Source organism: Pseudoalteromonas sp. 2CM41L, assembly GCF_023161905.1.
GTDB lineage: Bacteria > Pseudomonadota > Gammaproteobacteria > Enterobacterales > Alteromonadaceae > Pseudoalteromonas > Pseudoalteromonas atlantica.
On the sequence record NZ_JALNTN010000006.1, the window covers coordinates 127,847 to 142,355 of the forward strand.

Annotated in this window: 12 protein-coding genes and 1 other RNA gene; 10 read left to right on the plus strand and 3 right to left on the minus strand. The window is 41.5% G+C overall.

The genetic code is table 11. The features are described 5' to 3' along the window. Window positions 1-41 precede the first annotated feature (41 nt). The gene (locus MTF64_RS09955) at window positions 42-932 is read left to right on the plus strand and encodes a LysR family transcriptional regulator (protein WP_004589125.1); all 891 of its coding nucleotides are present in this window, start codon (window positions 42-44) and stop codon (window positions 930-932) included. Here the strand turns inward: MTF64_RS09955 and MTF64_RS09960 are convergent. After that, complete coding sequence (locus MTF64_RS09960) at window positions 929-1,891, minus strand: YihY/virulence factor BrkB family protein (RefSeq protein WP_248451267.1); 963 nt, start codon at window positions 1,889-1,891, stop codon at window positions 929-931. The two genes, MTF64_RS09955 and MTF64_RS09960, sit on opposite strands and share 4 nt — an antisense overlap. Before the next feature lie 131 nt (window positions 1,892-2,022). On the opposite strand from MTF64_RS09960, the gene MTF64_RS09965 reads away from it, so the two are divergent. The 5 genes from MTF64_RS09965 to MTF64_RS09985 all read left to right on the plus strand — a co-directional run bounded on the left by MTF64_RS09965 (window position 2,023) and on the right by MTF64_RS09985 (window position 9,589). Continuing rightward, complete coding sequence (locus MTF64_RS09965; protein WP_052026279.1) at window positions 2,023-3,093, plus strand: mechanosensitive ion channel domain-containing protein; 1,071 nt, start codon at window positions 2,023-2,025, stop codon at window positions 3,091-3,093. A gap of 521 nt (window positions 3,094-3,614) precedes the next feature. Beyond that, a complete protein-coding gene (locus MTF64_RS09970; RefSeq protein ID WP_248451268.1) occupies window positions 3,615-4,886 on the plus strand; it encodes a dicarboxylate/amino acid:cation symporter in 1,272 nt (423 codons plus the stop codon). 33 nt (window positions 4,887-4,919) lie between these two features. After that, the gene (locus tag MTF64_RS09975) at window positions 4,920-5,981 is read left to right on the plus strand and encodes a putative porin (RefSeq protein WP_248451270.1); all 1,062 of its coding nucleotides are present in this window, start codon (window positions 4,920-4,922) and stop codon (window positions 5,979-5,981) included. Between the two features lie 492 nt (window positions 5,982-6,473). Then, a complete protein-coding gene (locus MTF64_RS09980; protein ID WP_198401352.1) occupies window positions 6,474-8,180 on the plus strand; it encodes a transporter substrate-binding domain-containing protein in 1,707 nt (568 codons plus the stop codon). Beyond that, entirely contained in the window at window positions 8,177-9,589 is a 1,413-nt protein-coding gene (locus MTF64_RS09985) for a sigma-54 dependent transcriptional regulator (RefSeq protein WP_248451271.1), read from the plus strand. The genes MTF64_RS09980 and MTF64_RS09985 overlap by 4 nt, the downstream gene beginning before the upstream one ends. A gap of 75 nt (window positions 9,590-9,664) precedes the next feature. On the opposite strand, the gene rnpB is transcribed toward MTF64_RS09985, so the two are convergent. Both rnpB and rsmI read right to left on the minus strand, forming a co-directional pair. Further along, window positions 9,665-10,029, minus strand: an RNA gene (gene rnpB / locus MTF64_RS09990) — RNase P RNA component class A. Between the two features lie 43 nt (window positions 10,030-10,072). After that, the gene (gene rsmI / locus MTF64_RS09995) at window positions 10,073-10,930 is read right to left on the minus strand and encodes a 16S rRNA (cytidine(1402)-2'-O)-methyltransferase (protein WP_024033320.1); all 858 of its coding nucleotides are present in this window, start codon (window positions 10,928-10,930) and stop codon (window positions 10,073-10,075) included. 61 nt (window positions 10,931-10,991) lie between these two features. On the opposite strand from rsmI, the gene MTF64_RS10000 reads away from it, so the two are divergent. From MTF64_RS10000 to dolP, 4 genes are all read left to right on the plus strand, one after another. Beyond that, window positions 10,992-12,875, plus strand: coding sequence for a penicillin-binding protein activator (locus MTF64_RS10000; protein ID WP_055252729.1), 1,884 nt, complete (start codon window positions 10,992-10,994; stop codon window positions 12,873-12,875). A 12-nt stretch (window positions 12,876-12,887) separates the two neighbouring features. Then, window positions 12,888-13,259: a YraN family protein gene (locus MTF64_RS10005; protein ID WP_004589112.1), complete on the plus strand. Its 372-nt coding sequence runs from the start codon at window positions 12,888-12,890 to the stop codon at window positions 13,257-13,259. Between the two features lie 68 nt (window positions 13,260-13,327). Further along, a complete protein-coding gene (locus tag MTF64_RS10010; RefSeq protein WP_004589111.1) occupies window positions 13,328-13,921 on the plus strand; it encodes an SIS domain-containing protein in 594 nt (197 codons plus the stop codon). Continuing rightward, complete coding sequence (gene dolP, locus MTF64_RS10015; RefSeq protein WP_004589110.1) at window positions 13,914-14,480, plus strand: division/outer membrane stress-associated lipid-binding lipoprotein; 567 nt, start codon at window positions 13,914-13,916, stop codon at window positions 14,478-14,480. The genes MTF64_RS10010 and dolP overlap by 8 nt, the downstream gene beginning before the upstream one ends. Window positions 14,481-14,509: the final 29 nt, after the last annotated feature.

Consider the following 14,509-nt stretch of genomic DNA (forward strand, 5'->3'; position numbering starts at 1 on the left):
TCAGGTAGTTTAATCAATAGTAAGTAGTAACAAGGTTTAAAATGGCAAAGGCAACACTCGAGCAATGGAGAATGTTTAAAGCTGTTGTAGAGCATGGTGGGTTTGCCGGTGCTAGCAGCGCGGTATTTAAAAGCCAATCAACCGTGCACCATGCAGTGCAAAAGTTAGAGTCGGCACTGCAAGTAAAATTGCTTGAAGTAAAAGGCCGTAAAGCGTATTTAACCGAAAACGGTAAGCTTATATTGCGCCGCGCTGAATTTTTAATAGATGAAGCCAGCAAAATAGAATCGGTTGCTAATACGTTAAGCGAAGGTATTGAAAGCACATTAAAAATAGCAGTAGATGAAGTGTTTCCGCAGCATTTATTGTACCAAGCGCTAAGCCATATTAATGAGCAATACCCACTGGTAAAAATAGAACTGATAGAAAGCGTACTTAACGGCGCAAACGAATTACTTACCAATGCAGTGGTCGACTTAGCAATTACCTCTATTGCGCTTTATGGCATTAATTGCCATAGCTTGTGCGATATAGAATTTATTGCCGTTGCGCACCCGGATCACCCCTTACACCAGCGCACTGAACCACTGACCTACAGAGAGCTTAAATTACACAGGCAAATAGTTGTTCGCGATTCGGCCACCCACACCAGCCACGACGACGGCTGGCTTGGGGCAGATATGCGCTGGACAGTAAGTCACTTACGTAACTCTATTGATATGGTTAGCCAAAACTTTGGTTATGCATGGCTGCCTAGTGCACAAATTAAACCTTATCTTAAAAACAACACACTTAAGCCCCTTAATTTAGAGCAAGGTACAACCCGCTCCTTAAAGCTTTATTTAATGTGCACCGACAATGACCGTTTAGGCCCCGTTGGCCAAGCATTTACTCAACATCTCATAAGCTTGTGCAATAACGAACCGGGCTAAGAGTTTGTCGGCTCATCTACATCAAGGTGATCAGCAACATAGGCGCCGCGTTTACCGCGTTCTTTAGCGGGGCCTTTGGTACTATCTTTCGCTGTTTGTTGTTCGGTTGCCGCATTTATTACCGCCCCAAGCGTAATAATATAGGCACTTATATAGAGCCACATTAGCATAATCACTACCCCGCCTAACGAACCATACGTTTCGTTGTAGCTTGCAAAGTGAGACACATAAAACGAAAAACCAATTGAGGCTAAAATCCATAATACAGTCGCAATACACGAGCCAAGTGTGATCCAGCGCCATTTAGCGGGTTTTCGGTGTGGTGCATAGCGATACAAAAGCACCAATGCAAAATTAAACATAAAGGCGAGTAATGGCCACGATATTAACTTTATTAGTAAGTCTATACTTTCTTTTAAGCCCACTAAATTAAGTACTATGGGTAAAATACCTATAATTAGCAAAGCAAAAATAGCCACTAAAATAGCCCCTACCGAAAATAAAAAACGTACTAACTGAGCATGAAAAAATGAGCGTTTTTCGTATTCATGATAACTAATGTTACAGGCAGTAATAAGCGCTTGGCTGCCTTTAGAGCTACTCCAAATAGTAAGAATAAGTGTACCAATTGCACTTAAGCTTAAACTGGCGTTAGAGGTTTGAGCCAAGCTCGAGACCTGAGATAAAATTAAATCGCTCGTACTTTGCGGTAATAAGGTAACTATTTTACTCAGGTGTTCACTAATATCGGTGGGCGATGAAAAGTACGCATACACAGAAACCATTGCAGCAATAGCAGGAAAAATAGCAAGTAAGGCATAAAACGCAACGCCCGCTGCAACCAGCGATAAGTTGTCTTGGCTCATTTGCTTAAAAATACGTTTGGCTATGTCCCACCAACCAATAACCGGAATGTGCACTGGCTGCTCGGCATATTGTCCCCGTTTAGGTTTGCTCATTGTTTGCTCCTTTTTAGCCTATTATCGAGCAAAAAGTTTGCCAAGCTGTGCTTATGGCATTGGTATTAAACTTGCTGCTTGCTAGATTATTTAAAATACCAAGGTAATACGCCATGAACAGCCTTATAACTATGCTAATTGCAGTGAACACCACGGCTGTGAATGCCTTAAACACCCCAGAAAGCGTGCTCAGTTGGCAGTATTTATACGCCCAAAGTTTGCAATTACTTCACGCAACAGCGCAAATATTACCCACTCTTTTATTAGGTTTTATACTTTTAACTATTAGCTACTTTGTCGCCAGTCCTTTGTCTAAGCTGTTAGTAAAACCGCTCATTTATATGACCGACAGTAAACTTGTGCACTTAGTGGCCAAACGCGGGATTAGCATTTTAATTTTATTGCTGGGCGTGTATTTATTTTTACGTTTAGCAGGACTTACCGAATTTGCTATTGCCATTATGAGCGGTACCGGATTAATAGGCTTAATATTGGGCTTTGCCTTTAGAGACATAGCAGAGAACTTTATCGCTAGCTTGCTGTTGAGCGTTCAACGGCCATTTAAAATAGACGATGTAATAGAAGTCGATGGCCGCTTAGGTGTGGTTAAAAAAGTCACCGCTCGCGCAACCACCTTAGTTGATTACGATGGCAACCATATACAAATACCTAACGCCACGGTTTATAAAAATACCATTAAAAACCTAACTGCAAATCCAAAAATGCGTGCCAAGGTGGTGATTGGCATAGGTTACGATAACGATATTCGTTACTGCCAAACACTCGCCCTTGAAATTGCAAACAAGCAAACGGGTGTGATTACTGAGCCACCAGCACAAGTGCTGATCAATAATTTAGGCAGCTCAACAATTAACTTTAATCTGTTTTTTTGGGTTAACAGCGAACAACATAGTCCGTTAAAAGTGGCCTCGCAGTTAATGCGTGAGCTAGTAACCGAATTTACAGCGCAAAACATCAGTATGCCAGATGATGCCCGCGAGCGTATTTTACTCAGTGCACCTGATGAGAGTGATACACAAAAGCCCACCAACAAAGCTGAGCAACCTTTAACTGCTCAGCAAAGCTCTAAGCAGCTGCAGCAGCAAAATGAAACGGTTGATGATGTAAGTAGTGATACCGACGAAATTCGTGATCAAGCCGAAAAATCACGGGATCCTGAACAGGGTAAAAATATTATCTAAGCTAAACGTATAAGAAAAAATAAAACCACATACAGCCAATTTACAACTTAATAATGTTTTAAACCCTGAAAAATCAAAAAATATGATTAATTAATGCATTAAATATAACTTTTGTTATATCAATAATAAAAGTTATACACCTATCAACTCATTGATTTTAAATGAGTTATTTATAAACCATCATTTAATCCGCCTTTAACCCGTCTTTCATTATTAATAATTATTCAAAAAGTTATATTAACAAACCGCCAACCAAAAACAATAAAATCAATAACATTCAATACGTTATTAACAAAACCGTGCTTGGCATTATTAATGCAATAACAATAATCTAACAACTTTAGAGCTTAATTATGCACGTGTACAAACAACCCCTATCGAAAAAGGCTAACGAAAGCTTGTCCATAAAATTGCAAGCCCCTTGTGTGGCCTGTGCACGTGCCAGTGCAATATACGCGTTAACGCCCTAAGCAAAAGTTAAATAGCTCCCACTAAATATTATAAATAATTGGAATAACACTATGACCAGTACAACAAGTATTAATAACAACGAGCCTAGAAAAATGGCGCTCTGGCTAAAAATACTCATAGGTATGATAACGGGTATTATTGCCGGCATGCTGTTAGGCAATAATGCTGAATATATAAAACCAATTGGCCAGCTATTTATTAGCGCCATTAAAATGTTAATTGTACCGCTTATATTTTGCTCATTAATTGTTGGTGTTACCTCAATGAAAGACACCACTAAAATGGGGCGTATTGGTGTTAAGTCAATCGTATTTTATTTAGCCACCACCGCAGTAGCTATTTCGATTGGTTTGGGTCTTGGGTTGTTGTTTGAACCTGGCGCAGGCTTAAATATGGTTGCAACCACAGTGGCTGATGCTAAACCAAGCCCTACCTTAGTAGACACCATTGTAGGTTTAGTACCAAAAAACCCAGTGGGCTCATTAGCCTCAGGTAATATTTTACAAATTATTGTGTTTGCGTTGAGCTTAGGCATTGCTTTAAACCTAATTGGTGAAAAAGGCGAACCCGCTAGCAAAATGTTTGAAAGCCTAGCCGATGCAATGTACAAGTTAACTGAGCTTGTAATGAAGCTGGCACCATACGGTGTATTTGCATTAATGGCTTGGGTATCTGGCAAGTACGGACTGGATGTTTTACTGCCACTTATAAAAGTAATTGGCTTAGTGTACCTAGGCTGCATTATTCACGTTTTAGTGTTAGGTGGCGGCTTTGTAGGCTTACTAGGCAAGCTTAATCCACAACGTTTTTATAAAGGTATTATTGAAGCGCAAATTATTGCTTTTACCACCACAAGTAGCTCAGGTACTTTACCTGCCAGCATTAAATGCGCCACTCAAAACTTAGGTGTATCGCGTACTGTATCAAGCTTTGTACTGCCAGTAGGCGCCACTATTAACATGGATGGCACCGCTTTATACCAAGGCGTATTAGCACTGTTTATTGCCCAAGCCTTTGGTATTGACCTCACCACAACAGATTACTTAACAATTATAGCTACAGCTACTTTAGCCTCTGTAGGCACCGCTGGTGTACCCGGTGCAGGCCTTATTATGCTTTCGCTAGTACTGACCACCGTTGGCCTACCACTTGAAGGCATTGCAATAGTTGCCGGTATTGACCGAATTTTAGATATGGCGCGCACTACCATAAATGTAACTGGCGATTTAATGGTTACTTTATTAATTGGCAAAAGCGAAGGCGAGCTTGACGAAACCCTTTACAACCAAGACAACACAGCGGCTCAACCCGCTAAGCAATAACCCTCGATTTAGTAATTTTATAGAGAACAAACCATGACTAGTAAACTTATATATTTACCCGTTGCATTAGGTGTTATTGCCTTAGCTAAACCTGCCCACGCAGATATTACAATTGAAGGTTTAAATGGCCTTGAAGCCGTTAAGCTATTTGGCGATATGCGTATGCGCTTTGAGCACACCGAAGGCGATACAATTGACTCAACAAGCCGCGCCCGTTTGCGTGCCCGTTTTGGTATTAAATACGCGGCTACCGAAAACTGGTCAGCGCAAATGCGCTTTAGAACAACCTCAAGCCAACACGATTCAACCCATCAAACTTTTGGTATCACCGATACCAGCGATAACGATGACTTTGGTTTAGACCGCGCCTTTATGAAGTACACAGGGCTTAGTAACACCCAAGTATATATTGGTAAAGCGGCACCCGTTTATATGCATTCATCAGAGCTGCTTTTTCGTGACGATATAGCGCTAGAAGGTGTGCAAGCTAACTGGAGTAACAATACGTTTAGCGTTAATGCGGGGCATATTATTCTTGAAGAAAATGTCGATAATGGCGAAGGCAAGCGCGATGCTAGCTGGCAACAATTACAAGGTGTATATGCTACAAGTTTTAATAACATTAACGTTAAAGCCAGTATTGGCGGAATTTTTGTTAGCGCCTCAGATACGGCCTATGCCAGTGCTGAGTCGGGTCTTGATGATGACCAAGCAGGCAACGTAATGACCTACAACCTTGATGTACGTTATGGCCCAGTGCGCTTTGCAGCCGATTACTACACAAGTGAAGCCGACAGCGAAAATACAGCGTTTACTGTACATGCTCGTTATCAAATTAATAAACAGTTTGGCCTGCGTTTTTACGTGCTACGTACCGAAGCCTATGCATTACCTATGAACGGCGCGTTTACGCAAACTAATACTCCGGGTTCTTATACCAATATTAAAGGCACACGCGTACAGCTAGATTACAAAATTGCAGAGAACCTAAATGCCGATTTAAGATGGTTTAGCGTAGATAATATTAATAACGATATACCCACTAACAACAATGGCCGCGATCGCATTCAAGTAAACCTAAACATGAAGTTTTAGTACTAAGGCATGTTGACCAATCGTGATTAAATTTACAGTAGTGAGTTTAGTATTTAGCAAAAGCGATTATTAAGCCTACTCGCTTAAAAGCCAGCGCCTTGCTTAAACTGCCCTAGCTTGAAAAACGTTAATCTACACAGGTCAACATTCTCTAAATAGGCCCAACCAATAAAAGCGATTTAATAGCCGATATTAAATCGCTTTTATTTTATTAAACAGCCTTAAAAAGACATAACTGCCTTACAAAAAACCTTAATTAACAATTAATTTATTCTTATTTAGTTTAAAGTATAAATAGATAAGACTTAAAACCATGATAAATTCGTTAGTACCTAATTTATATAAAATTAAAATACAGACTATAGTCCCCTGCTGCCAACTAAAAACAACCTTTTTGCGGCTGTAAAAGGAACATAAACGCCATTTTATTTGTACTGTTTAGACAATTTACTAACGCACTACCACAACTAAAAAATGCAGAGGTTTACTCACTTGTTTATTAAACAAAACGCTTGGTTTTATGTATTAAAAATAGCGCTACTAAGCCTACTGGGTTTCAATAGCCTAAACTGCTTTGCACAAGCTAACTTATCGCAGCCAAAACAAATTATAGTGGGCGGAGATTTTAACTACCCCCCTTATGAGTTTATTAACGAAGATGGCGAGCTTACAGGTTACAACGTAGAACTTAGCCAAGAAATAGCCGCTGTAATGGGGCTTAATATAAAAATAAAGCTAATGCCCTGGGCCGAAATAAGAGCCGAGTTTGACCGTGGAAATGTGGATATTTTACAAGGCATGGCCGCCACACCCGAGCGCACCGATCTGTATAACTTTAGCCCGCACACGTTTGTTAACCACTCTATATTTGCGCGCGACAATAGTCCTAAAATAACGCACTACAGCGAGCTTGAAAACTACCGCGTTATTGTACAAAGCAATGGCTCAGCATTTGATATGCTTAACCACTCAGGCTTAAACATTACCCTTATACCGGTTGAAACCCATGCCGATGCCCTGCGCTTGCTTGCCTCTGGCCGCTATGACTTTGCAGTGGTTTCAAACTTACCCGGTTTATATTTAAGTAAAAAATTGGGGCTATCAAACATCACTGCTATTTCTAGCCTAGAAAGAAACCGGCTTTATGGCTATGCCACTAAAACCGCAGATGAAGCGCTGTTATCGCAATTTACTCAAGGCTTAGCTATTTTAAAAAACACCGGCCGTCAGCAAGAAATTTACGACAAATGGTTTGGCCCGTTAAACGTATCACCTTGGTCAAAAGCTGGCGTAATAGCAGGTATATGTGTAGTGGTGCTGCTACTAATTAGTACCGTGGTGATAATTTGGAACAAAGCCCTGCGCAAAAAAGTAGAAAGCCGCACCAAAGAGCTACAAGCCCAGCAGTTACAGCTACTTCATGCAGATAAAATGGCCTCACTGGGGGTGTTGGTTTCGGGAGTAGCTCACGAAATTAATAACCCATGTAGTATTTTAACGTTAAATTTTCCGTTTATAAAAGAAGCCTTTGAAGATGCAACAGACATACTTGATGAGCATCAAGCACGCCAAGGCGACTTTCTTGTTGCCGGTGTAAGCTATCAGCGCTTTAAACATATGCTGCCAGAAATTTTAGACGATATGCACATTGCCAGTAACAAGGTAAAGGGCATAGTAGAGGATTTAAAAAGCTTTGCCGTAAAAGGTGAAGCATCGCATGAGAAAACTGAGCAGCTAGATTTAAACCTACTAACAAACCGCTCTATTCGCTTAGTCACAAATCAAATTAAAAACTCGACAAACCACTTAGAGGTTAACTTAGCCAACTCACTGCCTGCGTTTAAAGGCAGCGGCAGTCGCATTGAGCAGGTAATCGTAAATTTAATTTTAAATGCCTGCCAAGCGCTTGAAGACAAATCGCAAAAAATCATTATCACCAGCTATTTCCATACTAAACACAATCAGGTTGTGCTGAGCATTGAAGATCAAGGCGTAGGCATTGATCAACAGCACTTAATTAAGCTCACCGACCCCTTTTATACCACCAAACGACAATCTGGCGGCACCGGCTTAGGGCTTTCTGTATCAGCGGGGATCGTGGCAGATCACCAAGGCCAACTCACCTTTAAATCAACCCTCGGTAAAGGCACAAAAGTAAAGCTATCACTACCCTTATTACAACACGAGAGAGAACTATGAATACTAATTTATATCCTAGTTTTGAGGTCCTCATTTGTGATGACGACAACAGCTTTTTACGAAGCATATCGTTTGCAATAGAGCGCTACTGCGGCATTAACAACATTGTACAATGTAATGATAGCCGCGATGTAATTGCCAAACTAAACCAAGGGAATGTTCGCGTTGTATTGCTTGATTTAAACATGCCACATATCAGTGGCGATGAGCTTATAGCGCAAATTACAGAGCTTTTTCCGCATATTTCGGTGGTGATCATCAGCGGCATTAACCAAGTAGAAGCCGCTGTAAAATGTATAAAATTAGGTGCTTATGGTTATCATGTAAAAACAGAAGATCCAGAACGCCTAAGCAATAGCATAATGCAAGTGGTGCGTTTTCAAGAGCTAAACTTAGAAAACCAAGCCATGCGCGGCTATCTGCTAGAAAACCAAACAAGCCTGCATCCTGCGTTTTCTAAAATTATTAGTGTGGATCATCAAATGCATTCGGTGTTTAATTACATTGAGTCTATATCAAATAGCCAACAACCTATTCTAATTACCGGAGAAAGTGGCGTAGGAAAGGAGCTTATAGCCAGAGCCATTCACGAAACCAGTAGCTGCAGTGGCGAGCTTGTGTGTGTAAACGTAGCCGGCCTTGACGATAACTTATTTTCGGATACCTTATTTGGTCATAAAAAAGGCGCTTTTACAGGCGCTGAGCAAGCCCGCAAAGGCATGATAGAACGCGCATCAGGCGGGATACTATTTCTTGATGAAATTGGCGATTTAAACCTGGCCTCGCAAGTAAAGCTATTAAGGCTTTTGCAAGAAGGCGAATATTACCCAGTAGGCAGCGATACCCCAAAGCGCATCAACGCGCGCATTATTGCAGCCACCCACCAAAATTTACTCACTAAAAAAGAAAATGGCGAATTTAGAAACGATTTATACTACCGTTTAAAAATTCATCATGTAAATATTCCGCCGCTTAGAGAGCGCAAGCAAGATATAGCCTTATTACTCGAGCACTTTTTAACGCTTGCCGCACAAGAATTTAATAAACCGGTGGCAAGTATTCCAAAAGAATTATTAATTTTACTCGAAAACTACGCTTTCCCAGGCAATATAAGAGAGCTGCGCGCCATGGCCTTTGATGCAATGAGCACCCACCAAAGTGGCGCACTGTCTATGAAAGCGTTTGAAAGCGTACGCAGTGCCGTGCCCAAATTAGATATACAAGCCCAGCTTGCAAAGCCCTTATTTGAGTCAACATCAACGCTACCCACTTTAAAACAAGCTGCAGAATTACTGGTAGCAGAAGCGATGAAACGTAGCAACTCAAATCAATCAATGGCAGCGCAACTACTAGGTATATCGCAGCCAGCACTCAGTAAGCGACTTAAAAAAGGACAGCCTGAGCCTTAAAAAACAACAAAGTACTTAATCAAATTTTAGGCACAAAAAAGCCCGCAGCGTTAACTGCGGGCTTTTTTGTTGAATGAGTGAGTTAGCCATATAAGCCGGGTTCTGTCCTTTCCGAAGAAAGTGATAATCATTCGTCTAGGCCATAAATCGCTCTATGGCTCAAGCAACCTACCCGGTTCCAACGTGGGCCACGCCATAAGGAACCCTATTTGGTCTTGCTCCGAGTGGAGTTTACCTTGCAACCAACTGTTACCAGTGGCCCGGTGCGCTCTTACCGCACCCTTTCACCCTTACCAACCCGAGGGTTGGCGGTCTCCTCTCTGCTGCACTTGTCGTGGGCTCACGCCCCCCAGCCGTTAGCTGGCACTCTGCCCTGTGGAGCCCGGACTTTCCTCCCCCTGATCATTTTCGTCACAGGCAGCGATTATCTTGGCTAACTCGGCGCGCAGTATACATGAGCTGTGCCTTGTACGCAGTAAAGATTTACTCTTTTTCGTCAATAATTGTTTTATACAGGGCGTTTTTCTTCATTCCAAAGTATTCAGCAACAATACCACAGGCTTTTTTCATCGGCATTTCGCTTTCAAGTAGCGCCAGCATTTTACGCGCCTCTGGCGGTATATCATCTACTTGCTTGGGTTTACCTGGCAACATGAGCACTATTTCGCCGCGTTGCTTGGTTGGGTCATCAGTTAAAAACTGCTTTAACTCACTTACGCTACCATTAAAAAAGGTTTCAAAGGTTTTGGTTAGCTCTTTTGCAAATACCACTTGTTGCTCACTACCTAAGGCCGCTTCTAAATCATCTAGGCTTGCCATAATACGGTGGGTGCTTTCGTACATTATGCTGGTAATGCTTGAGTTTACAGCTTCTATGAAAAAATCTTGACGGGCTTTACTTTTAGCCGGTGTAAAGCCAATAAACTGAAAGCGATCTGTTGGCAGGCCTGAGCAACACACTGCAGTAATAGCAGCACACGCACCGGGCACGGGTGTTACATGCGCGCCTTGCTCGCGGCACAGGTTTACAACGGCATAACCTGGGTCGCTTATCAGCGGCGTGCCGGCATCTGAGACTAGCGCGATATTTTTGCCTTCGTTTAGCCAATCAATAATCTGCTGCGCTTTTTGTTTTTCGTTATGGTCATGTAATGCAAAGGTTTTTGCCTTTATACCAAAGTGGCTTAGTAGTTTACCGGTGTGGCGCGTGTCTTCAGCAGCGATTAAGTCAACTTGCGATAATGTCGCGATGGCACGCTGGCTTAAGTCGTCAAAATTGCCAATTGGGGTGGCAACAATGTAAAGAGTGCCAATTTTCTGTGAATTCTCCTCATTTAACATTGAGGTCTCCTGCGTCAGTCAGTAATATAAGCAAATCGCGTTAACGTATTGGGAAATCATTGTGCGACTTAAACTTGTTAGTCTATTAATTATATTGTCAGGGTTATCGGCCTGTAGCACAACCGAAAAACCAACTAAAAATAGCGATAGCATTAACACCAGTGCAAATGCGCTGCAAAATCAAGCAACCAGTGCCGATGCTATTTATAAATTAGCGCTTAATCGTACCGGTGCCGACAAAATTCAATTGCTTTATAGTGCGCGTGATGCGGCTATTTCGGAGCAAAGCTGGCCGTTACTTGAAAATATTTGTAATGAGCTTGAGCAAACCCCAAGTGTAGATAAAATTCAAAACCGCTTATACATTGCTTATGCACAAAAGCAGCAAAATAAAAACGACCAAGCGCTCGTTATTTTGCAATCGCTCGATGGCCAACTTAAACAGCCTGAACACTTTGCTTGGCATCAATATTTAACTGCTAGCATATATGCATCGCAAAACTTTCCTAAGCGCGCCGCACCTTATTTTTTTAGAGCCTCAGAAACTGCGAATAAAAACAATATTGAGATCCCTGCTCTGCAAAGTGCGCTGTGGGATAACTTAACAAAGCTGTCTTCTTATGCGCTAGAGCGCTTTAATCGTGGCTCTGTTATTCAACAAGGTTGGACTAACTTAGCTTTGTACCACCAAGTATATGCAAATAGCGGTGTAGAGCTTGACCAAGCCATTAATAATTGGCGCCGTCGCTACCCTGGGCACCCTGCCGTAGCTATTTTACCCGAGCAAGATGAAGCCCTAGCCGACCTAGCACCAGTTAATATAGAGCGTTTAGCTGTACTTTTACCGCAATCAGGCGCAAATGAGCGTTTAGGTGACGCCCTAAAAGCCGGCATTTTGGCAGGGCTTGATAAGCAAACTATTAGCGACACTGTTTTTATAGATGAAAACCTTGCAACCCAAGTGCTAAGCGAGCAGCTGAGCCAATTTAATCCAGACTTTGTGATTGGGCCATTATTAAAAGCGAATATAGATAAACTTGCGCAAGCTAAAACACTTATTGATACCCCTACATTACACTTAAATACATTTGATGGTGAGCGACTCTCGCTGCAACATTACTTTTTTGCTTTAAACCCTGAGCATGAAGTGCAGCAAGCGCTGGAGCACTTTTTAGCTAAAGGTTATCAAAAGCCTATGTTATTAGCGCCTAATAATGCCAATGGTCAGCGTTTGGTTGATTACTTTAATATTCAGTGGCAGCGCTATAGCGAAACAAAACCGCAAATTGGGTTTTATAACGATAACAAAGACATGCCAAACACAATTACAAGCTTGTTAGAGGTTGATAAATCTAAGCAGCGTATTAAAACGGTTAAGTCTTTATTTAAACAAGAAGTAGAAAGTGAAACCCGCTCTCGTAGCGATATTGATGCGATTTACATTTTAGGCGACGCTATAGAAACACGCCTGATAAAACCTTATTTAGATGTAAATGTAAGCACTTTTGCACAGCGGATCCCGCTTTATGCCAGCTCTAAAAGCCATAGTAAGCAAATAGATCGCACTGATAAAGGCGATTTAGAAGGTCTTTACTTTACAGAGCTTCCGTGGATGCTTAATGCGACAGTTAAACAACATAATTTACGCAACCAATACAACACGCTGTGGCCTGAAAATGCCGATATAAGCCAACGCCTATTTGCCATGGCTTACGATGCCGTGTCGGTGCTAAGCGACATTAGGCAATTGAGTGTAATGCCCGGTAATAAGTTTACAGGTTTAAGTGGGAAACTTTCGGTAAATACAAGCGGACACATAGAGCGTACGCTTGATTGGGCACAATACACAAATAGACGCATAAAAGCCGTACAGCTAGAAACAAAGCAGCCCGTGCCTTTATTTATGCAATCAGCCAACGAAAGCAATACGCTTACGTTTGATTAACCTGGAGCGGCTATGTCGTGGTTTAAAGAGCTGTGGCAAAATAGCCGAGAAAAAGGCCAGTACTATGAACGCCAAGCAGAAAAATACTTAACCCGTGAAGGGCTTACGCCTATTGAGCGTAATTATTATTGCCCCTTTGGTGAGCTTGATGTAATTATGAAACACGGCGATACGCTTGTATTTGTAGAAGTTAAGTTTCGTAAAAACAATGCGAGAGGCGGTGCAAATTATGCCCTTGGCGCACAAAAACAAGCACGATTAAAACGCACTATTTATCACTACTTGGCAGCAAAAAACTTAACTAATCAGCCTATAAGAGTCGACTATGTTGCCATTACAGGTGAAGGCTCTGGCAATATAAATTGGATCAAAAGCGTACTTTAACAACACGCAAACAGATTAGTAAAACGCCCAGCAACAAACAAAAATGACGAATAAATTATTGGTAGTCTATGCAAGATACAATTAAAGAAATTTTTACAGAAAGCATTCAAGTACAAATAGCAGCAGGCGAAGTACTGCCAAGCGCACTAGAGTCTGCGGCATTTACCATTGCACAAAGTTTAATTAATGGTAACAAACTCCTTTGCTGTGGCACGGCAAACTGCCATATGCTAGCGCAGCACATGGCCGGCGTATTAGTTAATCACTACGAAACAGAGCGCCCCTGTTTACCTGCTATTGCGCTATCTCAAGAAAATATCAATTTAGGGCAAAGTAGCCAAGTAGATGAGCATGATACCTTTGCTCGCCAAGTACGTGCTTTTGCACAACAAGGCGATTTACTGCTTGCGTTAGCAATTAATGGCAACGAAAAACATATTATTTCTGCTGTAGAAGCTGCACTTACTAAAGATATGAAGGTCATAGTGATGGTAGGTGACGATGGTGGAGAACTCGTTGGCTTATTAGGCCCTAATGATGTAGAAATTCGTACGCCTTCTAAGCGCCCTAGCCGCATTATTGAATCTCACTTAGTTAACTTACATTGCTTAAGTGAACTGGTTGATTTAACTCTTTTCCCGCAGGATGAAAATTATGTTTAAACGCTCTCTTATTGTTTTAGGTACTGTTGTTTTACTGCAAGGCTGTGCAGCCGCAGTGGTTGCAGGAACAGCTGGTGCAGTAACAGCAGCAAATGATCGCCGCACCATTGGATCGCAAATAGACGACAATAATATAGAAATTAAAGCCAGTATTGCGCTTAGTGAAGTTGAACGACTAGAAAAGTTCGCTAATGTAGACGCTATAAGCGTTAATGGCATTGTTTTACTGGTAGGTCAGGTTGCAAATCAAGAAATGAAAAACCAAGCTCAGCAGAGCATTGAGGGGCTCTCAGGTATACGTAAAATACATAACCAAATTAGAATTGGGTCAAATATTGGTATTACCACACAAACGCATGACTCGTGGCTAACCTCTAAAGTTAAAGCGCAGCTTTTAACAGCTAAAGATATACCGAGTAATAATATTAAAGTAGTGACCGAAAACGCTGAAGTATTTTTAATGGGATTAGTATCTGAATCTGAGTCTAACCAAGCGGTTAACATTGCACGCAATGTATCGGGTGTAGAGCGCGTTATTAAAGTGTTTGAATATTTATAAAATACATAAGAAGCCGTTTATGAGGCACA